The 25,145-nt window shown below is 76.1% G+C and carries 23 protein-coding genes; 13 read left to right on the plus strand and 10 right to left on the minus strand.

Annotated features, from left to right (window positions below; all coding sequences use genetic code 11):
* Nucleotides 1-37 precede the first annotated feature (37 nt).
* From LPU43_RS11290 to LPU43_RS11300, 3 genes are all read right to left on the minus strand, one after another.
* Entirely contained in the window at nt 38-1,735 is a 1,698-nt protein-coding gene (locus LPU43_RS11290; RefSeq protein WP_229400225.1) for a DNA polymerase Y family protein, read from the minus strand.
* Between the two features lie 205 nt (nt 1,736-1,940).
* The gene (imuA', locus tag LPU43_RS11295; RefSeq protein WP_229400226.1) at nt 1,941-2,741 is read right to left on the minus strand and encodes a DnaE2-dependent mutagenesis accessory factor ImuA'; all 801 of its coding nucleotides are present in this window, start codon (nt 2,739-2,741) and stop codon (nt 1,941-1,943) included.
* Between the two features lie 77 nt (nt 2,742-2,818).
* Nucleotides 2,819-3,268 carry an SAV_6107 family HEPN domain-containing protein gene (locus tag LPU43_RS11300; RefSeq protein ID WP_229400227.1) on the minus strand — a complete coding sequence of 150 codons (450 nt, stop codon included), beginning with the start codon at nt 3,266-3,268 and terminating at the stop codon, nt 2,819-2,821.
* Between the two features lie 495 nt (nt 3,269-3,763).
* Here LPU43_RS11300 and LPU43_RS11305 point away from each other — a divergent pair, with 495 nt between their 5' ends.
* The 9 genes from LPU43_RS11305 (at nt 3,764) to LPU43_RS11345 (ending at nt 12,656) form a co-directional block, all read left to right on the plus strand.
* A complete protein-coding gene (locus LPU43_RS11305; RefSeq protein ID WP_229400228.1) occupies nt 3,764-4,732 on the plus strand; it encodes an EamA family transporter in 969 nt (322 codons plus the stop codon).
* 179 nt (nt 4,733-4,911) lie between these two features.
* Entirely contained in the window at nt 4,912-5,727 is an 816-nt protein-coding gene (locus tag LPU43_RS11310; RefSeq protein WP_229400229.1) for a sensor domain-containing protein, read from the plus strand.
* The gene (locus tag LPU43_RS11315; RefSeq protein WP_229400230.1) at nt 5,724-7,235 is read left to right on the plus strand and encodes a coiled-coil domain-containing protein; all 1,512 of its coding nucleotides are present in this window, start codon (nt 5,724-5,726) and stop codon (nt 7,233-7,235) included. The genes LPU43_RS11310 and LPU43_RS11315 overlap by 4 nt, the downstream gene beginning before the upstream one ends.
* 52 nt (nt 7,236-7,287) lie before the next feature.
* A complete protein-coding gene (locus tag LPU43_RS11320; protein WP_229400231.1) occupies nt 7,288-7,776 on the plus strand; it encodes a YbaK/EbsC family protein in 489 nt (162 codons plus the stop codon).
* Nucleotides 7,773-8,513, plus strand: a complete 741-nt coding sequence (locus LPU43_RS11325; protein ID WP_229400232.1) for a monooxygenase — start codon at nt 7,773-7,775, stop codon at nt 8,511-8,513. The genes LPU43_RS11320 and LPU43_RS11325 overlap by 4 nt, the downstream gene beginning before the upstream one ends.
* Nucleotides 8,510-9,115 (plus strand): GNAT family N-acetyltransferase, encoded by a 606-nt coding sequence (locus LPU43_RS11330; RefSeq protein ID WP_229400233.1) that lies wholly within the window; start codon nt 8,510-8,512, stop codon nt 9,113-9,115. The genes LPU43_RS11325 and LPU43_RS11330 overlap by 4 nt, the downstream gene beginning before the upstream one ends.
* Before the next feature lie 68 nt (nt 9,116-9,183).
* Complete coding sequence (locus tag LPU43_RS11335) at nt 9,184-10,029, plus strand: carotenoid biosynthesis protein (RefSeq protein ID WP_373321696.1); 846 nt, start codon at nt 9,184-9,186, stop codon at nt 10,027-10,029.
* Nucleotides 10,026-11,153 carry a glycosyltransferase family 2 protein gene (locus LPU43_RS11340; RefSeq protein WP_229400234.1) on the plus strand — a complete coding sequence of 376 codons (1,128 nt, stop codon included), beginning with the start codon at nt 10,026-10,028 and terminating at the stop codon, nt 11,151-11,153. The genes LPU43_RS11335 and LPU43_RS11340 overlap by 4 nt, the downstream gene beginning before the upstream one ends.
* 12 nt (nt 11,154-11,165) lie before the next feature.
* On the plus strand, nt 11,166-12,656 hold the full coding sequence (locus LPU43_RS11345) for a phytoene desaturase family protein (protein WP_229400235.1): 1,491 nt from the start codon (nt 11,166-11,168) through the stop codon (nt 12,654-12,656).
* A 10-nt stretch (nt 12,657-12,666) separates the two neighbouring features.
* Here the strand turns inward: LPU43_RS11345 and LPU43_RS11350 are convergent, their stop codons facing one another.
* Entirely contained in the window at nt 12,667-13,356 is a 690-nt protein-coding gene (locus LPU43_RS11350) for a CDP-alcohol phosphatidyltransferase family protein (protein WP_229400236.1), read from the minus strand.
* A gap of 43 nt (nt 13,357-13,399) precedes the next feature.
* Complete coding sequence (gene metF / locus LPU43_RS11355; RefSeq protein WP_229400237.1) at nt 13,400-14,317, minus strand: methylenetetrahydrofolate reductase [NAD(P)H]; 918 nt, start codon at nt 14,315-14,317, stop codon at nt 13,400-13,402.
* A 273-nt stretch (nt 14,318-14,590) separates the two neighbouring features.
* Between metF and LPU43_RS11360 the strand changes: the two genes are divergently transcribed.
* A complete protein-coding gene (locus LPU43_RS11360; RefSeq protein ID WP_229400238.1) occupies nt 14,591-14,974 on the plus strand; it encodes a helix-turn-helix domain-containing protein in 384 nt (127 codons plus the stop codon).
* A 168-nt stretch (nt 14,975-15,142) separates the two neighbouring features.
* Here the strand turns inward: LPU43_RS11360 and LPU43_RS11365 are convergent, their stop codons facing one another.
* Complete coding sequence (locus LPU43_RS11365; protein WP_229400240.1) at nt 15,143-16,669, minus strand: non-reducing end alpha-L-arabinofuranosidase family hydrolase; 1,527 nt, start codon at nt 16,667-16,669, stop codon at nt 15,143-15,145.
* Between the two features lie 352 nt (nt 16,670-17,021).
* Here LPU43_RS11365 and LPU43_RS11370 point away from each other — a divergent pair, with 352 nt between their 5' ends.
* Nucleotides 17,022-18,104, plus strand: coding sequence for a polyprenyl synthetase family protein (locus LPU43_RS11370; RefSeq protein ID WP_229400242.1), 1,083 nt, complete (start codon nt 17,022-17,024; stop codon nt 18,102-18,104).
* Nucleotides 18,105-18,308: 204 nt separating this feature from the next.
* On the opposite strand, the gene LPU43_RS11375 is transcribed toward LPU43_RS11370, so the two are convergent.
* A complete protein-coding gene (locus tag LPU43_RS11375; protein WP_373321688.1) occupies nt 18,309-18,752 on the minus strand; it encodes an Rv2175c family DNA-binding protein in 444 nt (147 codons plus the stop codon).
* 141 nt (nt 18,753-18,893) lie between these two features.
* Here LPU43_RS11375 and pknB point away from each other — a divergent pair, with 141 nt between their 5' ends.
* Both pknB and LPU43_RS11385 read left to right on the plus strand, forming a co-directional pair.
* Nucleotides 18,894-20,879, plus strand: coding sequence for a Stk1 family PASTA domain-containing Ser/Thr kinase (gene pknB / locus LPU43_RS11380; RefSeq protein WP_229400243.1), 1,986 nt, complete (start codon nt 18,894-18,896; stop codon nt 20,877-20,879).
* A 2-nt stretch (nt 20,880-20,881) separates the two neighbouring features.
* The gene (locus LPU43_RS11385; protein ID WP_229400244.1) at nt 20,882-21,751 is read left to right on the plus strand and encodes a deoxyribonuclease IV; all 870 of its coding nucleotides are present in this window, start codon (nt 20,882-20,884) and stop codon (nt 21,749-21,751) included.
* Nucleotides 21,752-21,882: 131 nt separating this feature from the next.
* On the opposite strand, the gene LPU43_RS11390 is transcribed toward LPU43_RS11385, so the two are convergent.
* The 3 genes from LPU43_RS11390 to LPU43_RS11400 all read right to left on the minus strand — a co-directional run bounded on the left by LPU43_RS11390 (nt 21,883) and on the right by LPU43_RS11400 (nt 24,990).
* On the minus strand, nt 21,883-22,920 hold the full coding sequence (locus tag LPU43_RS11390; RefSeq protein WP_229400246.1) for a threonine aldolase family protein: 1,038 nt from the start codon (nt 22,918-22,920) through the stop codon (nt 21,883-21,885).
* A gap of 103 nt (nt 22,921-23,023) precedes the next feature.
* Nucleotides 23,024-24,430, minus strand: a complete 1,407-nt coding sequence (locus LPU43_RS11395; RefSeq protein ID WP_229400247.1) for a class II 3-deoxy-7-phosphoheptulonate synthase — start codon at nt 24,428-24,430, stop codon at nt 23,024-23,026.
* Between the two features lie 83 nt (nt 24,431-24,513).
* Nucleotides 24,514-24,990 (minus strand): hypothetical protein, encoded by a 477-nt coding sequence (locus LPU43_RS11400; RefSeq protein ID WP_229400248.1) that lies wholly within the window; start codon nt 24,988-24,990, stop codon nt 24,514-24,516.
* Nucleotides 24,991-25,145 lie beyond the last annotated feature (155 nt).

Genomic DNA, 25,145 nt, shown 5'->3' on the forward strand with positions numbered 1-25,145 from the left:
GAGGGGCCGAAAGCTACCAAGATCCGTCGAGGTGTCGTCAGTCATAGATCGCCTCGACCAGCCACCGACCGGCCTCGACCGCCAGGAGGAGGGCGGCGCCGTCGGCCAGGCAGACCTGGAACCGGGCCCGGCGGCGGGCCTCGGCCGGCGCCCACCAACGCTCGTCGACCGGCCACGGGCCAGCCCACCCGACGATCTCCACCGGCCTGGCCGCGCCCACGACCAGCCGCGCCGGGGCGGCGGTGAGCTGGAGCCGGGCGCTGACCCCGACCGGCTCGCCGGCGGCGTCGTGCACGGTCGCGGCGAGCGGCGCGGGGAGCACCACGGCCGGCGCGGGCGGCGGAATCCGCCCCGGCCAGGGCGGCTCCCCGGACCGCGCCACCCCACCCGACCGGGCGACGCCGCCCGCCCGGCTCCCTCCATCGGCCCGGACGGCGCGGGCAGGAGCGGCAGCGTGGGCAGGACCGGCGGTGAGGGTCGGTTCGAGCGGCCAGGCCGGTGGGCCGGGGCGGGCGGGCAGCCGCTCGTCGCCCCACGGCACCAGTCGCACCTGGTCGGCCGGGGACCGCCCGCCGCCGAGCACCGCCGTCACCACCGCCTCGGGGCCGAGGATGCCCTGCACCCGGCTGAGCGCCCGGTGCGCCCGCTCCCGCTCCTCACCCGTCTCCCCCCACAGCCCGGGTTGCAGGCCGCCCCGGGCGAGCACCCCGTCGGGCACCAGCCGCAGCCGGACGATCCCGGCCGTCGGCCGGGCCGGACGCGCACCGGACCGGCCGGCGCTGCCGGACAGCCAGCCGTCCAACTGCCAACGCACCCGGTCGGCGATGGCCGCGGCGGTGAGCAGGCCGTCGTGCCGCCACACCCGGTGCAGCTCCTGGCCGTGCGCGGTGACCGCCTCGATGCCCAGCCGGGTGCAGGCCAGCCCGTGCGCGGCGAGCCGGTCGTGCAGCCGCTCGGCCAGCGCGCGGGCGGCGAAGGCGGCGGCGTCGACCCGGTCGATCGGCTCGTCGTGGTCGGCGGTGACCGCCAGGTCGACCGGGGGTTGGCGGACGGCCAGCGGCCGGTGGTCCCGGCCGGCGGCGAGCCGGTGGGCCAGCGCGCCGTCGAACCCGAACCGGGCCAGTACGTCCCCGGCCGGCAGCGCGGCGAAGTCCCCGAGGGTGCGCACGCCGAGCCGGCGCAGCAGGTCCGCCAGGGCCGGCCGGCCCAGCGCCTCCACGGCGAGGCCGGCCAGGAATCGGGGCGTGTCGCCGGGGGGCACCACCTGCCCGGCACGCGCGGCCAGGCCGGCGGCGAACACCCCGTCGGCGATGCCGACCTGGCTCTCCACCGCGCAGGTCTGGGCGACGTGCTCGATGATCTGCTCGGCGGCGGCCTCCTCGCCGCCGAGGTAGCGGCCCGGCCCCCGGGCGGCCAACGCGCAGGCGCCGGGGCGGACCACCTCGACCCCGGCGGCCAGCTCCTCGACGGCGGCCACCACCGGCTCGAACGCCCGGGCGTCGCGCCCCGGGTCGTGGTCGACGACGGTCAGCCCCGGGCAGCGGCCCTGCGCCTCCCGCCTGCGCAGGCCCCGGCGGACGCCGTCGGCGCGCGCCCGCTCGGAGCAGGCGACCACCCGGTTGGCGTGCAGCACGGCGACCGGCCCGGTGGCCGGCACCCCGTCGACGATCTCGGCGGCGAGCACCGGCCAGTCCGGGCACCAGAGCAGCAGCGTGCGCGTCGGCGCCCCGGTCACACGGGCCTCCCCGCGCGAGCGGTCCCGGCCGGGCAAGGCGAACCGCGCAGCCCGGCCGGCCGACGCGGGCCGCACAGCCCGGTAACACGGGCCTCCCTGCGCCGAGCGGTCCCAGGAGAGCAAGGCGAGCCCCGTAGTCCGGCCGGCCGGCGCGAACCGCACAGCGCGGTCACGCGGGCCTCCCCGCGCGGATCGTGCACTCCGGTCACGCCCGGCCGACCAGGGCGAGCGGGCCGGGGGCAGCCGGGGCGTCGCGCACCGGCGGGGCGGCCGGTGGCACGGCCCGGAGCCGGCCGGCGGTCGACCGGCCGGTGGCGGAGGCCGCCGGGGCGGCGGGCGAGCGGGGAATGACCCGGGTGCGCCCGTCGCCGGGCAACCAGACCTTGATCTCCTTGGGTCGGGCGGCGGCGCCGCGCCCCCGGGCGGAGACGGTGACCTCGCGCCGCCGCAGCCGCCCCCGGCCCTGCCCCAGCCCCTCCCAGACGCCCCGGACCACCTGGAGCGTGACGTCCGCGCCGTCCCAGCGGCCGTACGGGACGAGCACGCTGCCGCGCTGCCGGGCGCGGGCGGCCAGCCGGCTGGCGACCGAGGCGGAGACCGTGGCCGGCACGGCGGCGACCACCACGTCCACCCCGTCGATCAGCGCGGCGACGACGGTCGGCCACTCCGGTCCGGGCTGCGGCACCAGGGCGAGCCGGTCCAGGGCGATCCCGGCCTCGGCGGCGGCCCCCGCGCCGAACGTCGGCACCCCCACCACGGCGCACCACGAGCCGGACCGGGACGCCTCGGCGAGCAGCGCCAGCACCAGCGAGGTGCCGCCACTGCGCCAGGGCTGGCCGGTGGCGACCGCGACCGTGCTGCCCCTGCGCAGCCCCCGGTGGGGCAGCAGCCCGGTCAGCTCGGGGGCGACCGGGAGCGTCCGGTGTCCGCCGGTCGCCTCCGGCGCGCTCGCCGGACGCACCAGGCCGGCCAGTGCGGCGGTACCGACCACCATGCGGCCCGCCATCGGACCTACCCCCCGTCGTGCCTCGTCTGCCGTCTCTCTGCGCCTGCGTGCCCGGTGCCCGTCGCCGGGCGGCTGGCTCAGGCGGCGAGGCCGTCCAGCGGTGGCTGGTGGGCCAACCCGAGGGACGTCTCCACCACGGCCACGAACTGCTCGGCGGCCCGGAGCAGGTCGTCGGCCTCGCGGGCGCTGACCACCCGGGGGATGCCGGCCTCGGCGGCGGCGCGCTTGCCGGCGGCGGCGGCGAAGAACGCCGCCCACTCGTCGAGCTCGGGGGCGACGGTGGAGAGCAGGACCCAGACGCTGGTGATCCGGTGGCGGCGGGTCGGCGCGGGCCGGGCGCGGGCGGCGAGCAGGGCCGCGGCGGCGCGGAGCGCGGCCAGGTGGGCGGTGGCGTAGCGCAGCCCGTCGGGGCGGGTGCGGGCGGCCTCGACCAGCCCGTGCCGGGACACCGCGAGAAGCTGGGCCGGGGTGCGGTGCGGCAGCACGTGTGCCGGCACCGTCGGTGGCAGAGCCGGGTTGGTCGGCATGGGCTGTCTCCTCCACTCGGGCCGGGACCGGGCGCGGCGGGGCGAGCCGCCGACACGGGCCGGGTCGGGTGGTGCGGAGGAAGACGCACCGGGTGGGGCCGGCCGGGTGTGGACGCTTCCCCACACCACACCCGGCCGGCGTACCGGCGGGTTCGTCGCCCGCCGCCCGGGGGTCGTGGGCGGCGGGCGACGCTCCTGCCTGACGGGACCGGGCTCGCGACTGCCCGGCGCCCAGGTGCGGCCCGCGAAGCCGCACCGCCCGGGGCCGGCGCCGCGAAACACCACCCCGGACTGTTGGAACGAGTGTACGAGACAATCGTACACTCGTTCTAACCACTGCTGACAGTACACCCCCCTCCCGACGAAAACGCAACGTGTGGCGCGCCCCGAGCCGGTCGCGGCGACGGCGGTCCACCCCGACGACGACCGGGATGCCGGGCGGGTAACGAGCCCAAGCCCTTTCGCTCCTGACCGATCGACGGCTAACCTCTGCTCGTGACGACTCCCCGCCCCGCCCTCGGTGTCGCCATGGTGCTCGGCTCGGGAGCCCTGTTCGCCGTCAACGGCACGGTCTCCAAGCTGGTGCTGCGGGCCGGCCTGAACGCCCCGCAGCTCACCCTGCTGCGCGCCCTCGGCGCCGTCGCCGTCCTGCTGGTGCTGAGCGCCGTGCTGCGCCCGGGCGTACGCCGGCTGCGGATCACCGCCCGGCAGCTCCCGCTGCTGGTCGGGTACGGCCTGACCGGCTTCTTCCTGGTGCCGATGCTCTACCTCGTCGCCATCTCCCGGCTGCCGGTCGGCATCGGCCTGCTGTTCGAGTACTCCGCCCCGCTGCTGATCGCCCTCTGGGCCCGGTTCGGCCAGCGGCACCGGGTCCGCCCCCGGCTCTGGGCCGGCCTGGTGTTGAGCCTCGCCGGGCTGGGCTGCGTGGCCGAGGTGTGGGGCGAGCTGAAGCTGGACGGCCTCGGCGTGCTCGCCGGCCTCGGCGCGGCGGTCTTCCTGGCCTTCTACTACGTGCTCGGCGAGCACGGGGTGCGCAGGCGCGACACCCTGTCGCTGTGCACGTGGGCGTTCGGCGCGTCCGCCGTGGCCGGGCTGCTCACCCAGGCGCTCACCGCCGGCGCCGGGAGCTGGGAGCCGCTGACCGCGAGCACCAACGGCGTGCCGGTCGCCCTGCTCTGCGGGTACGTGGTGCTGCTCGGCGCGGTCGCGCCGTTCATGCTGGTGGCGGGTGCGATGCGGCACCTGCCGGCGACCAGCGTCGGGATCATCGGCATGGTGGAGCCGGTGCTCGCCGCGGCGGTCGCCTGGGCGGTCCTCGGCGCCGGCGAGACGCTCAACGCCGCCCAGCTCGGCGGCGGCGCGCTGGTGCTGCTCGGGGTGGCCCTGGCCGAGACGGCCCGGATCACCGTGCCGAGGACGACCGCCCCGCCCGCGCCCGACGTCGTCGGCGTCACCGCCCGCTGAGGCCACCCGCCCCCAGGTTCGGGTTCGGGACACTTCCTGGACCGGGCCCCCGGCGGACGGGCATCATTACCCCTCAACACATCGATTCCCGCGCATCGGCGGCTGTCGGGGCGGCGAGGATGACGAGTCGCGCCCACGGCGTCCCTGCCTGCCGTCGTCCGTCCGTGACGAGGTGGCCCATGACCCAGGCACCGCACCCCGGCATCCCCCCGGCAGCGCCCGGACCGCACGACACCGGCCCGGCCGGCCCACCCCCGACGTACGTCAACCCGGCCGGCCCGCCCCCGGGTGGACCGCCCCGCCCCCTGCTGTCCCGGCCCATTCCCCCGCTGGCCCGGCGCGTCCTGCTGATCGCCGGCGTCGCCGCCGTCGCCGCCGCGGTGCTGCTGGCCGGGGTCGGATGGTGGGTGTGGCACGCCGTCACCCGGTCGCACGCCGTGCCCGGGACGGTGCAGGCCAGCGTGCTCGACGCGGAGGAGGTCAGCAGGATCGTCGGGGTCACCCTGGCCGCCGAGACCCGGGCGGGGGAACCCGCGCCCGCGCTGGCCGCCGACCCGCTCCCCTGCGAGGTGGCCGTCGGCCCGGCGACCCGGGCGGTCTACGGGCGGTCGTGGACGGCCTTCCTGTCGGTCACCCACCAGGAGTCGCGCGAGGCGACCGCGCACGTCGTGACCCAGGTCGTCGGGAGGTACGCCGACGCCGGGCAGGCGGCCAAGGCGTTCCGGATCCTGACCGACGGCCTCCGGGCGTGCGCGCGGGCGGTGCGGACCGACCGGAACGAGGACACCTCGACGTGGTCCTACCGGGTCGACGCGTCGACCCCCGACGCGCTGGGGTGGACGGCCACCCAGGACGCGGGCGACGGCTGGGCCTGCCACCGCGCGGCACGGCTGAGAGACAGGTCGCTCGTCCAGGCCGCGGTCTGCCAGGCCGGCGACGGTCGGGCCGCCGCCGCGAGGATCGGTGACCTGCTCGCCACCCGGGTCGAGGGGTGATCCCCGTGGTCGCGGGGCGCATCCGGCGGCTGGCGGCGCTGGTCCTGGCCATGGTCCTGGCCCTGCCGCTGGGGGCAGGGCCGGCGGCTGCCGCCCCGGACGGCGCGGCGGCTGCCGTGGTCCTGCCGCTCGCGCCGAACAGCCTGTACCCGGCGGAGCTCAACGCGCGGATCAGGACGTTCGACGATCGGCTGTCGGCCCGGTCGGGCCGCGAACGGGACCTCGCGGCCCGGGAGAGGTCCCTGGACGGGCGGGTCAGGACGTACAACCAGCGCTCCAAGGCGGTGCTCGACCAACTCGACCGCAACCGCCAGCGGATCCGGGCGCACAACGCCCAGGTGGCCGCCTATCCCCGGGGCGCGCCGCCGCGCGTCGCCGACGCGCTCAACGCCCAGGCGCGGTCGCTCAACGCCGAGCAGCGGCGGCTGAAGCAGCAGGCCCAGGCGATCGCGTCCGACGGCGAGGCGATCAAGAGGGAGCAGCGGAAGCTGGAGGAGCGGCAGGAGGCCCTCGACGAGCAGCGCGCGACGCTGACGGCCGAACGCCGGGAGCTGCTGCGGGACAGCGTCTCCGCGCTGGTCAAGCAGAACAGCCGCCGGCCGCTGGTGACCGTCCGGTCGCTCGGCGGCGGTGACGTCGGCCGGTTGACCGACCCGGTCGGCGCGAGGCCCGCCGCCGACGGCGGCGACAGCGCCTCGCCGTCGCCCCGGGTCTCGGCCCTGCGGCAGTACGCCAGGACCCGCAACACCGAGGTCGACACCCGGCCCGTCGGGGTGCTGCTCCCGCCGGAGGCCGTCGCCCGGGCCACCGGCGACGAGGCCGGCGCCCTGCGGCCGTACCACGTCGTCGACGGCCTGGAACGCAACCGCGACGGGACCTACACCGCCCTGGAGGTCGTCGACCCCGCGCGGGGGTCGACGGAGCAGCGGCGGGCCTTCCACGAGGCCGTCCGCCGGGGCGGCCCGGCCCACGTCATCGGCAACCGGAGGATCACCGTCAGCGGGATACGGGAGGTGCCGGGGGCGTCCGCGCCGAAGGTCGAGCCCGTGGCCGAGGCTCCCTTCCCCCACGGCGGGGAGTCGGCGGAGGCGGCGGCCGTCGGGGCGCGGGACCGGGCCGCGGAGCTGCACGCGCTGCTGAGCAACCAGGCGAACACCACCACGGCGGTGATCGGCGTCTTCGACACCAGGGCCCGGACCTGGACGCTGCGCGTCGCGGTCAACGCCCCGGCGGGCGGGCCGCCCTCCACCCGGCCCGGGGCCTGGGCCCTGCGCGACGGGCTGGAGGAGTTCGTGCCGGGGGTCGGGCACGCGGAGGAGATCGTCGTCAACGGGCTCCGGCCGAACGAGGTCGTCGCGTTCGGCGGCGTGGTGCGCAACGTCTGCCGCGACATCTGCTTCAAGGCCCTGAACACCCGGGGGATGCAGTTCGGCGGGGAGGGAGACTACCGGGGCACCGACGACAAGACGCCGTTCTCGTACTTCTGGGTGGCGGACTGGTGGGAATGACGGGGCGGATACGGCCTCGGCCGGCGCACCGGCGGCGGGGAGAATGGGCGGCATGCAGTCACACCCGAACGTGCGGGCCGTGCGCGAGGCCCTCGACGCCGCGGGCGCGCGCGACGGCTCCGGCCGCCCCAGCGAGATCCGCCTGCTCCCCTCGGCAGCGCACACCGCCGCCGCGGCGGCCGAGGCGCTCGGCGTGACCGTCGGCGCGATCGCCAACTCGCTGGTCTTCGCCGCCGACGACGCGCCGCTGCTGGTGCTCACCTCCGGGGCGCACCGGGTGGACACCGCCGGCCTGGCCGCGTCCCTCGGCGTCACCCGCCTGCGCCGGGCCACCCCGGAGTTCGTCCGGCAACACACCGGCCAGGTGATCGGCGGGGTCGCCCCGCTCGGCCACCCCGCACCGCTGCGCACCCTGGTCGACGCCGCCCTCGCCGGGTACGACGAGGTCTGGGCGGCCGGCGGGGTGCCCCAGGCGGTCTTCCCCACCACGTACGCGGAGTTGCTCCGCATCACCGCCGGCACCCCGACCGAGGTCGCGTGAACGGCGTCCCCGAGCTGGTCACGCTGCACGTCTGGCGGATCGGCCGGTCGGGGCTGCCCGGCGCGCTGGCCCGGATGGCGGCGCACCCGGCGCGGCTGCGCCGCACCGCCGGGGTGCGGTTCGGCAAGCTGCTCGGCACCGGAACGGGGACCGGCTTCGGCCCCGGCGACGCCGACCTGACCCGCTGGGCCGCGCTGGCCGCCTGGGACTCCCCGGCCCACGCGGCCGGCTTCGACGACTCGCCGGTGGGCCGGTCCTGGGCCCGCCTCGCCCGCTCCTCCGTCCGGCTGGACCTGCGCCCGCTGACCAGCCGGGGCGAGTGGTCCGGGCGACGGCCGTTCGGCGAGCCGACCGGCGGCCGGGTCGACGGGCCGGTGCTGGCGCTGACCCGCGCCCGGCTGCGGCCCCGCCGGGCGGTCACCTTCTGGCGGGCGGTGCCGCCGGTGGCGGCCGCCCTGCACGCCGCGCCCGGCCTGCTCGCCCGGTTCGGCGTCGGCGAGGCCCCGCTCGGCTGGCAGGGCACGGTCAGCGTGTGGCGCGCCCCGGCGGACCTCGTCGCGTTCGCGTACCGTCACCCCGAGCACCGCGCCGCGATCACGCGCACCCCCACGGAGGGGTGGTACGCGGAGGAACTCTTCGCGCGGTTCGAGGTGCGCGACGTGGTCGGCGACCGGTCGGTGCTGGGTTGGGTCGCCGAGGACGGCGACGCGGGAACGGCGAGGGGTGGTCGGGCATGAGGTTGGTGCGCTGGACGCCGGACGATCTGGTCCGGCGGCTGGACGACGTGGTGGCGGTCTACGGCGAGGCGATGAACTACCGCACGGACCTGCTGGACGCCCGGCGCGGCTACATGGCCACCCACGTCCGCCGGCCCGGCTTCCGCGCCGTCGCCAGCCTCACCTCCGAGGGGCACCTGGCCGGCTTCGGGTACGGCTACCTCGGCGCCCCCGGCCAGTGGTGGCACGACCAGGTGCACCGGGCCCTGGACGGCGAGGCCCGCCGGCGCTGGCTCGTCGACTGCTTCGAGGTGGTCGAGCTGCACGTCCGGCCGCCCGCGCAGGGGCACGGCCTGGGCGGTCGGCAGCTCACCGCCCTGCTCAGCCTGGCCGAGGCCAGCACCACGCTGCTCTCCACCCCGGAGGCCGACGAGCAGCGCTCCCGGGCCTGGCGGCTGTACCGCCGGTTCGGCTTCGTCGACGTGCTGCGCCACTTCCGCTTCCCCGGCGACGAGCGCGCGTTCGGCATCCTCGGCCGGGACCTGCCGCTCGCCCCGCAGGCCCCGGCGGGCCGGGCGGCCTCCACCCAGGGACCGGCCGCCTCGGGGCCGGCCGCGCCGTGACCCACGGCCGGCGGCCGGGGCTGGACGCCCCGCAGCCCCGGACGGGGCCGGGCGGCGGGCGGCCCCGGGTGCCGGGGCGGGGCGGCGGGCGGCCCCCGGTGCCGGGGCCGGGCAGCCTGCTGCCCTGGGTCGGGCTGGGCGCGCTGGTGCTGGCCCAGGTCTGCTACCCGCTGACCGGCGGCGCCACCCGGGCCGGGCTGACCGTGGCCACCGTCGTTCTGGGGTACCTGCTCTCGGTCGGCCACGCCCTGCTGACCCGGGGCCCGCGCACGGCGGCGGCGCTGGTCGCGGTGGCCACCGGCGGCGGCTTCGCGATCGAGGCCCTCGGCGTGGCCACCGGCTTCCCGTTCGGCAGCTACGACTACTCCGGCGAGCTGGGCCCGAAGCTGGCCGGGGTGCCGCTGATCATCCCGCTGGCCTGGACGTGGATGGCCTGGCCGGCCTGGCTGGCGGCGGTCCGGCTCACCTCCTCCGGGCCGGCCCGGGTGGCGCTGGCCACCGTCGGGCTGGCCACCTGGGACCTCTTCCTCGACCCGCAGATGGTCGCCGAGGGATACTGGGCGTGGCGGGACGCCACCCCGGCGCTGCCCGGCCTGCCCGGCGTCCCGGTCAGCAACTACCTCGGCTGGCTGCTCTTCGCCGTGCTGCTGATGTCGGCGCTGCGCCCGCTGGCCGGGCCGGCCGCCGGCCGCGCCGGCCCCGGGGACGCGCCGATGTTCACGCTCTACCTGTGGACGTACTTCTCCAGCATCCTGGCCCACGCCGTCTTCCTCGGCCTGCCCGCGTCGGCGGCCTGGGGCGCGGCCGGCATGGCGGCGACCGCCGTGCCGCTGGCCCTGGCCCTCGGGCGGGACCGCCGGGAGCGTCGGGACCGGGACCACCGCCCGCGCCGGACGGCCGACACCACCGCATGACCGGCGTCCTGCTGCTGGTCGCGGCCGTCACCGCGCTCACCGCCCACACCTGGGTCAACGCCACCCGCTGGCTGCGCCGCCCCGCCGACGGGCCCGTCGAGGTCGCCGAGACCGTCGCGGTGCTGCTGCCGCTGCGCGACGAGGCCGCCCGGGTCACCCCGTGCCTGCGGGCGCTGCTCGCCCAGCGGGGCGTGCCCGGCCTGCGGATCGTGGTGCTCGACGACGGCTCGACCGACGGCACCGCCGACGTGGTGCGCGCGGTGGCCGGCGACGACCCCCGGGTCACCCTGCTCAGCGGGGTCGCCCCGCCGTCGGGCTGGCTGGGCAAGCCGCACGCCTGCCACCAGCTCGCCACCCGGGCCGACCCGACCGCCACCGCGCTGGCCTTCGTCGACGCCGACGTGGTCCTCGCCCCGTACGCGGTGGCGGCGGCGGTCGCCGAGCTGCGCGCCGCGCGGGCGACGCTGCTGTCGCCGTACCCCCGGATCGTGGTGGCGACGGCGGCCGACCGGCTGGTGCAGCCGCTGTTGCAGTGGTTGTGGCTGACCTTCCTGCCGCTGCGGGCGATGGAGCGCTCGGCGCGGCCGTCGCTGGCCGCCGCCGGCGGGCAGTTCCTCGTGGTGGACCGGGCCGGGTACGACGCGGCCGGCGGGCACGCCGCCGTGCGCGCCAAGATTCTGGAGGACATCGAGCTGGCCCGGGCGGTCAAGCGCTCCGGCGGGCGGATCGCCCTCGCCGACGGCTCCCGGCTGGCCGCCTGCCGGATGTACGCCGACTGGCCGGAGCTGCGCGACGGCTACTCGAAGTCGCTGTGGGCCTCGTTCGGCCACCCGGTCGCGGCGGCGGCCGTGATGGCCGTGCTGCTCCTGCTCTACACCGCTCCCCCGCTGGTCGCGCTGGCCGCCCTCGCGGTGGGCGCGTGGCCGGTGGCGGCCCTGGCCACGCTCGCCTACCTGCTGGGGGCGGCCGGGCGGGCGGTCACCGCCCGGGCGACCGGCGGCCGGTGGTGGCCCGACGCGCTCGGCCACCCCGTATCGGTCGTGGTCCTCGGTTGGCTGACCCTGCGGTCGTACCATCTGCGGAAGCGGCGACGCCTGTCCTGGCGCGGCCGTCCGGTCAGCTAGGAGGGGCACGACATGGCGCGGATCGCGGTCGTCGGCGCCGGGGTGGGCGGGCTGGCCACGGCCGCCCGGCTCGCCGCCACCGGCCACCAGGTCACGGTCTTCGAGCGGGCCGACACGGTCGGCGGCAAGCTCGGCCGGTACGTCCACGACACCCCCGCCGGGGCGTTCCGCTTCGACACCGGGCCGAGCCTGCTCACCCTGCCGGAGGTCTTCCACGACCTGTTCGAGGCCACCGGGGCGAAGCTCGACGAATACCTGGACCTGGTCCCGCTGGACCCGATCGTCCGGCACGTCTTCCCCGGCGGCGGCCCCGCGCTCGACTCGTGCGCCGACCCGGCCGAGTTCGCCGCCCGCATCGGCGCGGCGTTCGGCGACCGGGCCGCCGCCGACTGGCAGCGGCTGTGGCGGCGGGCCGCCCGGGTCTGGGACGCCTCGCACGCCGACGTCCTGCGCCGGGCCGTCGGCTCCCCGCTGGACCTCGCGGCGCTGGCCTGGCGGCTGGGCGACCTGGCCGCCATCGCCCCGGGCCGGAGCCTGCGCGGACTGGGCCGCCGGTACCTGTCCGACCCCCGGCTGCGGATGCTGCTCGACCGGTACGCCACGTACACCGGCGCGGACCCGCGCCGGGCCCCCGCCGCGCTGGTCGCCGTGCCCTACGCCGAGCTGGCCTTCGGCGGCTGGTACCTGCGCGGCGGGCTGGGTACCCTCGCCGACGCGCTGCTGACCCGCTGCCAGGACCTCGGCGTGGTCGTGCGCACGGGCGCCGCGGTCACCCGGATCGACGCCGCGGGCGGCCGGGTGCACGGGGTACGCCTCGCCGGCGTCGCCGCGCCCGTGCCCGCCGACGTGGTGGTGGCGAACGTGGACGCGCTGACCCTCTACCGGGACCTGCTGCCCAGCCCCCACCGACTGGCCGGGCTCACCGACCGCAGCCTCGCCGGTTTCGTGCTGCTGCTCGGCGTGGCCGGCGACTCCGGCCTGGCCCACCACAACGTGTTCTTCCCGCGCGACTACGACGCCGAGTTCGACGCGGTGTTCGGCCGCCCCGGGCGGGGCGTGCGGGCCCGCCCCGCCACCGACCCGACGGTCTTCGTCACCGTGGCCGACGACCCGGCGGTGCGCCCGGAGGGGCACGAGGCGTGGTTCGTGCTGGTCAACGCCCCCCGCCACGGCACCGCCGCCGGAGCGGTGGACTGGCGTCGCCCGGGGCTGGCCGACGCGTACGCCGACCGGGTCCTCGACGTGCTCGCCGAGCGGGGCGTGGACGTGCGGGACCGGCTGGTGTTCCGCGAGACCCGCACCCCGGCGGACCTGGACGCCGCCACGGGTTCGCCCGGCGGGGCGATCTACGGCACGGCCGGCGGGCTGCTCCGCCCCGCCAACCGGGGGCCGGCGGCCGGCCTGTGGCTGGTGGGCGGCTCCGCCCACCCGGGCGGCGGCCTGCCGATGGTGACGCTCTCCGCCCAGATCGTCGCCGACGAGATCGGCCCGGCCTGGGAGTAGGCCGGCGCGGTCAGGGGGTGTCGGCGAGGGCGCGGCGGACTGCGGAGAGGAGCTGGCCCAGGCCGAAGCCGGCCAGCAGCACCCAGACCGCCGTGGCCATGGTGATGGTGCCGGCGATCAGGTCCGGGTCGATCAGCCCCGCCAGGCCGGCCAGCAGCAGCCCGAGCAGGGCCACGCAGACCCGGGTGGGGCGCTCCCCCACGGTCACCGCGCCGATCTCCCGCATCCCGGCCGAGACGGCGCGCGCCCGGACGTACTCGTGCAGCCAGGACAGCCCGCCGGCGGTGGCGACCAGCGCGCCCGGCGCGCCCAGCAGCCAGAACGCGGCCAGCCAGGCGACCTCGCCGAGCCGGTCGGCGAGCGAGTCGTAGACGTAGCCGAGCCGGGTGGTGCGGTTCGTGGCCACCGCCACCGCGCCGTCGACGCTGTCAGCCACCGAGGCGGCCAGCACGAACAGCGCCCCGATGATCGGCCCGTTCACCGGCCGGACGGCGAACAGCGGCACGCAGAGGCAGAGCAGCACCCCCGCCACGGTGACGGCGGTCGGACCGACCCGCAGCCGGCCCAGCACGTACCCGACGTGGTAGGCGAAGCGCAGCCAGGCGCGGACCACCGGGGCCGCCACCCGGGGGTCGAAGCCCCCGTGCAGCCGCGCCCACGCCGTCGCGTACTCGTCCCAGTTCAGCTGAGTGCCCACCACGGATAAACCGTCGCACCGGCGTGGCGGTGTCGCGCCACGGGGGTCACACCCGCGCGTCGATCCGCAACTGCTGCCAGACCTCGCGCGTCGCGGTGGACCGGTTGAGGGTGATGAAGTGGATGCCGGGGATCCCCTCGTCGAGCAACCGGCGGCACATCTCGGCGGCCTGCTCGATGCCGAGCCGGCGGACCGCCTCCGGGTCGTCGGCGACCTCGGCGAACCGGGCGGCCAGGGCCGGCGGGAAGGGCGCCCCGGAGAGCTGCACCGAGCGCTCGATGGTGCTCATCTGGGTCACCGGCATCACCCCGGCCAGGATCGGGGTGTCGCAGCCGGCCGCCGCCACCCGGTCCCGCAGCCGCAGGTAGTCGTCGGCGTCGAAGAACATCTGGGTGATCGCGAACTCGGCGCCGGCCCGGCACTTGCGCACGAAGTGCGCCGTGTCGCTGGCCACGTCCGGCGAGCGAGGGTGCTTGTACGGGAACGCGGCGACCCCGACGCTGAAGTCACCGGCCTCGCGGACCAGCCGGACCAGATCCTCCGCGTAGAGCACGCCCTCCGGGTGGCGGACCCATTCGCCGCCCGGGTTGCCGGGCGGGTCGCCCCGCACCGCCAGCACGTTGCGCACCCCGACACCGGCCAGCCGGCCGATGACGTTGCGCAGCTCGGCGACGGAGTGGTTGACGGCGGTGAGGTGCGCCATCGGCAGCAGGGTCGTCTCGGTGGCGATCCGCTCGGTCACCGCGACCGTGGTGTCCCGGGTCGAGCCGCCGGCCCCGTACGTGATCGACACGAACGACGGGCGCAGCGACTCCAGCTCGCGGATCGCCTGCCAGAGCAGCCGCTCGCCCTGCGCGGTCTTCGGGGGGAAGAACTCGAACGAGAACGTCGGCTGGCGGTCGCGGATCAGCTCCCCGATCGCCGGCTGCGGATTGGGGAGGACCGAGGGAAGACCGAGCGCCACGCCTGAACTGTAGCGGTCGGGGCGCGCCACCCCCAGCACTTCCCACGTGACGTGATCGCCACCTCGGTCGCTCCACGAGCCGATGACCAGCGGCTCTCGACCCGGACGGGCAGATCGTCGTACCCCGGGGGTAGACAGGTGGGCAGCGCGGACGGGGCCGGCCGGAGCCGGCTCCCGGGGGCCCGCGCGGGGTCAGCACCGACCGGCGGCGCGCCGGTCCCGCCCGTGCGGGGCGGGGTCCGCGCCGCCTCGCGCCGACCTCAGGGAGGACCGATGACGCCGCCCACGTCCCCCGGCCCGGAGCCGCTCGGGCCGCTGCTCGCCCGGCTCCGGCGGGCCCGGGGCCGCAGCCAGCAGCTCCTCGCCGCCGAGCTGTGCGCCGCCTCGGGCGTGCCCACCCTGACCCGGCACGAGGTGTCCCGCTGGGAGCGGCAGGTCCGGGTGCCCGGAGGCTTCTGGCGGGGGTGGCTGGCCGTGGTCCTCGCCGTGCCGGTCGAGCTGCTGGCCGAGGCCGCCCGGCACAGTCGGCGGGCGCGCCGACGCCCGCCGCCGGCCGGTCCGGCTCGCCCACGACCCGGCGGTAAGCCGGCACGCCGCCCTCCCCGACGCGCCACCCACCCCGTCCGAGGGGGCCACCGACCCCGCCTGCCCACCTGACGCCACGCCCGGTCTGGTGGCGGTCGTCGGCTTCCGGGCGAAGTCCGGTCGCGGGCCTGCGGCGGGCTCGGCCCACGCCGAGCCCGCCGTTGGTGTTCCGTCCGCCCGGTCCTGGTTCCGGGCCGTCGCCGCTGGTCCCGGCCCGCCGGGCTGGTTCCGCGTACGCCGTCAGCGCCGCAGGGTCAGCAGGCCCGGCCGGTACGGCAGGAGCCCGTAGTCGCCGCCGGAGTCGGGAGACCGGCCCTGGTAGAGGAACCGCAGGTTGCAGGGGTCGATGGTCATGGTCTGGTCGGGGTCGGTGCGCAGCAGCTCGCCGTGGCTGATGTCGTTGGTCCAGGTGGCGCCGCTGTTGGCCTTGCCGGCGAAGGGGTTGCTCTCGCTGGTGGCCTGCGGGGTCCACGAGCCGTTCAGGCTGGTGGCCGTGAACGAGCGGAAGTAGCGACCCTGGGAGCCGATCGCCTCGACGATCATCAGGTACTGGCTGCGGCCCTGGACCTTGTAGACCTGGACGGCCTCGAACAGGTTGTTGGTCGTGTCGCTCATGATCGTCGTGTACGAGGTGCCGAAGCTGCCCGGGAAGTTCCCGATGGGCATACTGGCCCGGTAGATCCTGCCGTTGTCTCCGGCGAAGAAGAGGTACATGTTCGTACCGTCGCCGATGAGCGCCTGGTCGATCGGCCCCGTGCCGGAATCGGAGATGCTGCCCGAGAAGAGCGTCTGCGGCGCGGACCATCCGTTCGGGTTGGTGGGGTCGCTCGACGTCCGGTAGGAGAAGGCGGGCCCACCCCACTGGTACGCCAACACCCAGACGTTCCTCGGCGCGAAGTAGAACAGCGTGGGCGCGACGGCGGCGGAGGACATGGCGTTCTGGCTGGCCGAGGCCATCTCCGACCAGTTCGTGAAGAGGCCGAAGTTCATCGAGCCCCACGTCGTTCCCGTGTCGTGCGTCGTCGCGTAGACGAGCTGCCGGCCGTTGTACGGCGCGACCGTGAAGTCCTTCAGCGAGACCCAACCCGGCCTCGGCTGCGCCAACGCACCCGTCGACGTCCAGCGGTACGACGAGGGAAGGTCACAGGTGCCCGACGGGGGTGGGGTGGTGGGGGCGGTCCCGCCGTCGACGCGGACGAGTTGCCACTGCTGGTTGGCGCCGTTCCAGTCGTCGTACTGCACGATGCTCCCGCCGTCGGCGGTCGAGGCACCCTGCACCTCGACCACCTTGTTGCTGTTCCGGTTGACCAGCCGGACGTGACCACCGTCGGAGTCGGCCAACCGGAACTGCTGGTTGGCCCCGTTCGCGTCGGTCCACTGCACGATGCCGGCGCCGTTGGCGACCGACCAGTTGTAGACGTCCAGCACCTTGCCCGACAGCCGCGACCGCAGCCGGTAGTAGCCGCCGCCCGAGTCGACGAACTGCCACTGCTGCTGGTGGCCGTTGTTCCGGGCCCACTGCACGATCCGGGCACCGTCATTCGTCGCCAGGTTGTACACGTCCAGGGCCTTGCCGCTGTTGCGGTTGACCAACACGTACCACGCGCTCGTGTCGACCGTCGCCGCCGCGGCGGGCGTCGACACCACCGCCGCGGCGGCGACACCGAGCAGCACCGCCGTCAGGCCGGCGGCGACGAGCTGCGGCAACCACCCCCGCCGCCGCGAGGGCGGCGGCGCGATCGATGGAGACCTTTCGAGGGCAGACATGGTCCTCCTCCAGTGTCAGGAGCCGGACGGTCCTCCCGAGGCGGCCGGCGGCAGTGCCTGCCGCACGTCGTCGGGCCGATCGGGGCGGCCGTCGTGGTGGCTCGGAGGGCACCCGACGCGCCCGGCACAGGACGCGTGGGAGCGCTATCAGAGATAACTGTAGATGTTTTCGGCCCGGCTCCACATCACCCCTCACCCCCGCGGCGAAGCGGACGCCCGGCGGCCTGCGCTCGTCGGGGGGTGGTCGCCCGCCGGACGGCGGCCGGGCCGGGGCCGGCCACGGTCGGGCCGCTCCGGCGCGCCACGGGGCGCTGATGGCGTAGGTCCCGGGGGGACCGGCTAGCGTCGGGGCGTGACCCACGCTGCTCCCGTATCCCCCATCGACCGCGCCGGCCTGCGCCAACGCGTCGACAAGGCCCTCACCGACTTCCTCGCCGGCCAGCGCGCCTGGATGGCGACCGTCGACGACGCGCTGATGCCGGTGGCCGAGGCGATCGAGGCGTTCGTGCTGGGTGGCGGCAAGCGGCTGCGCCCGGCCTTCGCGTATTGGGGTTTCCGGGGCGCGGGCGGGGGCGACGCGGACCAGGTGGTGACCGCCCTGTCCGCGCTGGAGTTCGTGCAGGCCAGCGCGCTCATCCACGACGACCTGATGGACCGCTCGGACACCCGACGGGGTGAGCCGGCGGTGCACCGCCGCTTCGCCGCCCGGCACCGGGCGGCCGGCTGGGGCGGGGACGCCGACGGGTTCGGCGACGCGGCGGCGATCCTGCTCGGCGACCTCTGCCTGGTCTGGTCCGACGATCTGCTGCACTCAGCCGGGCTGGACCCGCGCGTCGTCGCCCGGGCCCGCCCGGTCTTCGACGAGATGCGCAGCGAGGTCACCGTCGGGCAGTACCTCGACGTGCTCACCCAGGTCACCGGGGACACCTCGGTGGAGCGGGCCAGCAAGGTGGCCCGGTACAAGTCGGCCAAGTACACCGTCGAGCGCCCGCTGTTGCTGGGCGCGGCGCTGGCCGACGCGCCGGCGGACGTCCGGGCGGCCTACTCGGCGTACGGGCTGCCGCTGGGCGAGGCGTTCCAGCTCCGCGACGACGTGCTGGGCGTCTTCGGCGACCCGGCGCAGACCGGCAAGCCGGCCGGCGACGACCTGCGCGAGGGGAAGCGGACGTACCTCGTCGCGGCGGCCGTGGAGGCGACCGACGACGCCGGCCGGGAGCTGCTGCTCGGCCGGCTCGGCGACCCCGACCTGGACGCCGGGGGCGTGGCCCGGCTGCGCGAGCTGATCACCTCGACCGGGGCGCTGGCCCGGACCGAGGAGCGGATCGCCGCGCTGACCGACGCGGCGCTCGCCGCGCTGGCCACCGTCGACCTGGAGACCGAGGCCCGCCAGTCCCTGGTCGACCTCGCCATCGCCGCCACCCGCCGCGCCGACTGAGCTCCCCGGCCGGCACCACGACCGCGCCCCTCGGCCGGGCCCGTCACCGCGCCCCTCAGCCGGGTCCCGTCACCGCGTTCCTCGGCCCGGTCCGAGGTCGGCCGGGCCGGGTTACATGGTCGACTCCATGTCGGCGACATCGCGGGGTTCCACGCCGGGGATCCCCGCCACGTCGCCGACATGGTGTCGGGTCCGGGGGTACGGTCAGAAGCCGAGCGCCTGGGCGCGGCGCTTGACCTCGCGGGCGTGGTCGCCGCCGAGCGTGGCGGCCGGGGTGCCACCGGACAGGGTGGCATCCGGCTCGTAGAGCCAGCGCATCGCGGCCTCGTCGTCGTAGCCGGCGTCGGCCAGCAGCGTGAGCACGCCGGGCAGGTGCTTGAGCACGGTGCGGTTGGCCACCAGGTCGGCGGGGATCCGGCGGACGCCGTCGCGGCGTACGGCCAGCAGCTCCCGCTCCCGGATCATCTGGTGGACCTTGCTGATCGTCAGGTCGAGGCGCTCGGCGACGTCCGGCAGGGTCAGCCACTCGGTGGCGCCGGCGTGCTCGGCGCCGGAGGCGGCCTGGTCGGCGGGGTCTGCGCCGGAGGCGGCCTGGTCGGCGGGGTCTGCGCCGGAGGCGGCCTGGTCGGAGGGTACGGAGTCGGTCACCCGATCACCCTGCCACGCCCCGGGCGGAGACGGCGAGGGGCACCCCCCGCGCCGCCGGAAACCGCTCGTGACCGGGCTGTCGGCCCCCGGCTGTAGCATCCTGTTCATCCCCCGCCCTCTGGACACATAGACTGCCTGCCGATGGACACACAGGTCGCCGACACGTTGCTGGGCTCGCTGATCGACGAGCGCTACCGCATCCGCGGTCGCGTGGCTCGCGGCGGCATGGCGACCGTGTACACCGCCACCGACGAGCGCCTGGAGCGCACCGTGGCGGTCAAGATCATTCACCCGACCCAGGCCACCGAGGCGCGGACCCGCGCCGCCGGGTTCCTGGAGCGGTTCACCGACGAGGCGAAGACCATCGCCCGCCTGACCCACCCGAACGTCGTGGCGGTCTACGACCAGGGCACCCACGCCGGCCTGCCGTACCTGGTGATGGAGTACGTGCGGGGCCGGACGCTGCGGGAGGTCCTCGCCGAGCGGCGGCGCCTCAACCCCGACGAGGCGCTGGCGATCATGGAGCAGATGCTCGCCGCGATCGCCGCCGCGCACCGCTCCGGGCTGGTGCACCGCGACGTCAAGCCGGAGAACGTGCTGGTCGCCGAGGCGCCCACCGGCGGCCCGGCGAGCCTGGTCGACAGCGTCGTCAAGGTCGCCGACTTCGGGCTGGCCCGGGCCGTGGAGGCCAGCGCGGAGGAGGAGCAGGGCAACCAGCTCATGGCCACCGTGGCGTACGTCGCGCCGGAGCTGGTCACCGAGGGGCGCTCCGACACCCGCACCGACGTCTACTCGGCCGGGATCGTGCTGTTCGAGATGCTCACCGGCCGGGTGCCGTACGAGGGTGACCGGCCGGTGGACGTCGCCTGGCAGCACGTCGACCGGGACGTGCCGGCCCCCTCGACGCTGGTGCCGGGGCTGCCCCGGGGCCTCGACGACCTCGTGGCCCGCGCCACCCGCCGCGACCCGGCCGCCCGCCCGGCCGACGCCGCCGCCCTGCTGACCGAGGTGCAGGCGGTCCGCGACGAGCTGGGCAGCGCCAACACGCACACCACCGTCCTGCGCACGCTGGCCGACCCCGCCAGCGTGGCGCAGCCGACCATGGTGGTCGCGGCGGTCCAGCCGGTCGAGCGCCCGGCCTGGGCGCGGCTGCCCGAGGCGGCCAAGGAGCCGCAGCGCCCGCACCGACGCCGGTCCGTGCCGGAGGGCGACGGGCCGCTGGCCCGGCTCGGCGCGCTGCGTAGGCGGGTCATGGCCGACCCGCGTGGCCGCAGGGGTGTCCTGGCGGCCGTGGTGATGCTCGGCCTGGTCGTGGCGCTCGGCTGGTGGTTCGGGCTGGGCCGGTACACGGTGGCCCCCGAGCTGGTCAGCCTCAGCAAGGCCGAGGCGGAGGCGCAGGCCAGCCGGGGTGGCTTCGTCCTGCAGTACGCCAAGCCCCGCCACGACGACAAGGTCAAGCGCGACGACGTGGTCGCACAGGATCCGGCTGCCGCCGAGCGGATCGTCAAGGGCGGCACGATCACCCTCACCCTGTCGCTGGGGCCGGAACGGGTGTCGGTGCCGGACGTGGTGGGCAAGGAGTTCGAGCTGGCCGAGGAGGACCTGCGCAACGCCGAGCTGGTGGTGGCCAAGGGCAACGCCCGGTACGACGACAACCTGCCCGAGGGCGTGGTGCTGGAGACCGACCCGAAGGTCGGCACCGAGGTCAAGCCCGGCGAAAAGGTGACGGTCGTCCTGAGCAGGGGCAAGGCGCCGATCTCGGTGCCCAACCTGATCGGCAAGAGCCTCACCGACGCCCGGGCCGCCCTGTCCCAGCTCGGCCTGGTGCCGGTGGAGACGTACAAGGACTCGGAGAAGCCGCGCGACGAGGTCCTCGACCAGAGCCCGGGCCAGGGCACCGGCGTGGAGCGGGGCGCCCAGGTCAAGCTCGGCGTCAGCAAGGGCCCGCCGCAGGTCGTCGTGCCGCGGGTGATCGGTCTGCCCTGCCAGCAGGCCAAGCAGCAGTTGGAGAGCCAGGGCTTCCCGGTGAACGTGCAGTTCAACCCCAACGCCACCGTCCGGTTCCAGAGCCCGGGGGAGAACTCCCAGGTCAACCCGGGCACCCAGGTCACCCTCGGATGTCTGTAGGCATGACGACGCCCGCAGCGCACCGCCCGGTCGGCTCGCACACCCCCACCTCGGGTGGGCTGGCGAGGGCCGCCCTGCCGTACGTCGACGCGGCCGGCTCCGAGGTGGTCCAGGTCTACGTGTCCAACTCCCGGGGCTGGGCGCTGCCCCCGGGCGACCCGGCCCAGGACGGGCTGTTCCGCCACGGCTGCGCCGAGCGCGGCGTCGCGGTCTTCATCCACGCGTCGCTGCTGGTGAACCTGGGCTCCCCCACCCCGGCGACGGTCGAGCGGTCGGCGGAGACCCTGGCCCACGCGCTGCGCCGGGGCCGGGCGATCGGCGCGCGGGGCGTGGTGTTCCACGCCGGCAGCGCGGTCGACGCGGGGCACGCCGACGCCGCCATGCGGCAGGTGCGCGAGTCGCTGCTGCCGCTGCTGGACGCCACCGCCGCCGAGGACGGCCCGCTGCTGCTGGTCGAGCCGAGCGCGGGTGGCGGCCGGTCGCTGGCCTCCCGGGTGGAGCAGCTCGGCCCCTACCTCGACGCGGTGGACCGGCACCCGGCACTGGGCGTGTGCTTCGACACCTGCCACGCCTGGGCGGCCGGGCACGACCTGGCCGCCGAGGGCGGGATGACGGCCTGCCTGGACGCGCTGGTGGCGACGGTGGGGCCGGGCCGGCTGCGGCTGGTGCACGCCAACGACTCGAAGGACCTGTGCGGCTCCACCCGGGACCGGCACGAGAACATCGGCAAGGGCAGCATCGGCGAGCCGGCGTTCGCCGAGCTGATGGCCCATCCCGCCACGGCGGGCGTGCCGATCGTGGTGGAGACCCCGACGGAGAAGCACGTGGGCCACGCCACCGACATAGCCACCCTCCGCCGCCTCCTCCCCTGACCCTCCCCTGCCGCCCCCACCCAGGGGTCGATCAAGAGGTTTCCGTCAGGGTCGGGGCTGCGGCTGACGCGAACCTCTTGATCAACGTGGCTGACCCGGCCCTAGTGAACGACAGGGCGTGAGGGCCGGGGTCAGGCGCGGAGGATGGTCGTGAGGACGGCGGCGGCCCGGTCCACGGCGTCGTCGTCGACGTCCATGTGGGTGACCAGGCGGGCGGTGCGCGGGCCGAGGACGGAGATCAGCACGCCCTCCGCGCGGGCGGCGGCGGCCAGGCCCGGCGCGTCCAGCGGGGACTTGCTCAGGTCCAGCGGGACCAGGTTCGTGCGCACGGCGGTGGCGAGCACCCCGAACGGGGCGACCGCCTCGGCCAGCCGGGCGGCCTTCGCGTGGTCGGCGGCGAGCCGCTCGACGTGGTGGGCCAGGGCGTACCGGCCGGCGGCGGCGAGGACGCCCGCCTGCCGCATCCCGCCGCCCATCCGCTTGCGGATCGTCCGGGCCCGCGCGATCCGCTCGGCGCTGCCGACGACCAGGGAGCCGACCGGCGCGCCGAGGCCCTTGGAGAGGCAGACGGACAGGGTGTCGAACAGCGCGCCGTACGTCGCGAGGGGCACCCCGTCGGCGACGTGCGCGTGCCAGATCCGGGCCCCGTCGCAGTGCAGCGCCAGCCCGTTGTCGTCGGCGACCCGGCGCAGCTCGCGCAGGGTGGCGAGGGGAATGACCCCGCCGCCGCCCCGGTTGTGGGTCTGCTCGACGGCGACGGCCCGGGTCGGCACCGCGAAGTAGCCGTCCGGGCGGACCATGCGGGCCACCACGTCCGGGTCGATGTCCGCGCCGACCGCCGGCCACGTCCGCGACGAGATCCCGCCGTACGCCGCCGCCGCGCCGATCTCGTACGTGACCACGTGCGCGTCGGCGTCGCAGAGCAGCTCGTCACCGGGCGGCACCACGAGTTGCAGGGCGATCTGGTTGGCCATCGACCCGGTCGGGGCGAACAGCGCCGCCTCGTGCCCGAACAGCGCGGCGACCTCGGCTTCGAGGGCGTTGACCGTCGGGTCCTCCCCGTAGACGTCGTCGCCGACCTCGGCGGCGGCCATCGCCTCCCGCATCCCGGCGGTGGGCCGGGTCACGGTGTCCGAACGCAGGTCGACAAGAGCGTCAGCCACGGTCATCCCCTCCGGCCGCCGACTGCGGGGCTCGCAAGCTCACTCCTCGCGTCAGCCACCATCATCCCTCCGGCCGCCGACTGCGGGGCTCGCAAGCTCACTCCTCGCGTCAGCCACGGAGCATCTCCGCCACCAGGAACGCCAACTCCAGCGACTGCTGGGTGTTCAGCCGGGGGTCGCAGGCGGTCTCGTACCGGTCGGGCAGGTCGAGGTCCTCGATGCCCTGGGCGCCGCCGAGGCACTCGGTGACGTCCTCGCCGGTCAGCTCGACGTGCAGGCCGCCCGGGTGGGTCTCCAGGCCCCGGTGCACCTCGAAGTAGCCGAGCACCTCGTCGACGATCCGGTCGAAGTGCCGGGTCTTGTAGCCGTTGGAGGACTCGTGGGTGTTGCCGTGCATCGGGTCGCACTGCCAGACGACCTTCGCGCCGGCGGCGGTGACCTTCGACACGATCGGCGGGAGGGCGTCGCGGACCTTGTGGTTGCCCATCCGGCTGATCAGGGTGAGCCGGCCGGGGACGTTCTCCGGGTTGAGCTTCTCGCAGAGCTCGATCGCCTCGTCCGGGGTGGTGGTCGGGCCGAGCTTCACGCCGATCGGGTTGGCGATGCGGGAGATGAAGTCGATGTGCGCGCCGTCGATCTGCCGGGTGCGCTCGCCGATCCAGAGGAAGTGCCCGGACAGGCCGTACGCGCGGTTGCCGGAGACCCGGGTCAGCGCCCGGTCGTACTCCAGGGCGAGGGCCTCGTGGGAGCAGTAGAGGGTGACGGTGCGCAGCGCCTCGTCCTCGGTCATGCCGCAGGCGGTGATGAAGGCCAGCGCCCGGTCGATCTCCCGGGCGATGGCGTCGTAGCGCTCGCCGGCCGGGGAGTTGCGGACGAAGCCCTTGTTCCAGTCGTGCACGGCGTGCAGGTCGGCCAGCCCGCCGGCCAGGTACGCCCGGAGCATGTTCATGGCGGCGGCCGAGTTCGCGTACGCCCGGATCATGCGCTGCGGGTCGGCGACCCGGGCCTCCGGCGTGGCCTCCAGCGAGTTGATCAGGTCACCGCGGTAGGCCGGCAGCCCCCGCGCGTCGGTGGGCAGCGACCGGGGCTTGGTGTACTGCCCGGCGACCCGGGCGACCTTGACCACCGGCAGGGACGCGCCGTAGGTCAGCACGATCGCCATCTGGAGCAGGGTGCGGGCGTTGGCCAGCAGGTGGCTCTCGGTGTTGTCGGCGAAGGTCTCGGCGCAGTCCCCGCCCTGGAGCAGGAACGCCTTGCCCTCGCAGACCAGGGCCAGCTTGCGGCGGAGCTGGTCGACCTCGTACGGCGCGACGACCGAGGGCACGGTGTCGAGCACCTTGCAGACCTCGGCGACCTCGGCCGGGTTCGTCCACGGCGGGGTCTGCGCGCGGGGCAGTTCCCGCCAGCGGTCCAGGCCGAGGGCGGCGTCCTCGGCGGAGTCGACGGTCGGGCGGCTGGTCTGGAGTACCTGGCTGCCCACCGCGGGATGGCTCAGTCGGTGCCACTCATGGCGCATGAGAGAAAGCGTACGGCGAGCATCCGACAGGCCGGGCGGCGAGGGTGACGGTTCCGGTGGGTGGGAGTGACCGGGCGGAGCCGTCAGGGGGTGGCCGCCGGGGCGGGCGTGTGCCCGCCGGGAGCCTCCCCCGCGACGCACCAGTCGGCGCCGCTGCGGGTGACCGTGAACAGCAGCGCACGGCTCGCCTTGCGGGAGCCGGCGGTCACGGTGATCTCCGTGCTGACCTCCTGCCCGCGCGTGCCGGGACGGACGTCGGTGATGGTGGCCTCGGAGACGGTGAAGTGGTCGGCGAAGTCGCCGTTCGGGCCGGTCGCGGCGGACTCGAAGCCCGTCTGGGAGGGGGCGCAGAGCTGGTTGCGCCCGGCCGCGACGTCCTTGGCGATCATCGCGTCGAGGTACGCCTGGACCCGCTCCCGGGACTTCGTGGCGGCCTCCTCGGCGGGCGCCCGGCCGGGGCGTCCGGCCTCCTCCTCGTCGCCGCTGCCGCAGCCGAGGAGGGCGAGCGGCAGGATCGCCAGCGTCGCGACCAGCGCCGCCCCGGAGTTCGTCACGCCCATCCCGTACCTCCCCTCGGCCCCGGCAGGCGGGACACGTCGATGCGCGAGTCTGACACATCGCCCGCGCGGCACGCCCGCGGCGGGGCCGGGAACCGCGCGGGGACACCAGGGGGTGTTAACAGGGGCCCCCTGCTCTACCGAAAGCGTTAACAGGG

The sequence above is a fragment of the Micromonospora okii genome, assembly GCF_020884795.1.
In the GTDB taxonomy this organism is placed as follows: Bacteria; Actinomycetota; Actinomycetes; order Mycobacteriales; family Micromonosporaceae; genus Micromonospora; species Micromonospora okii.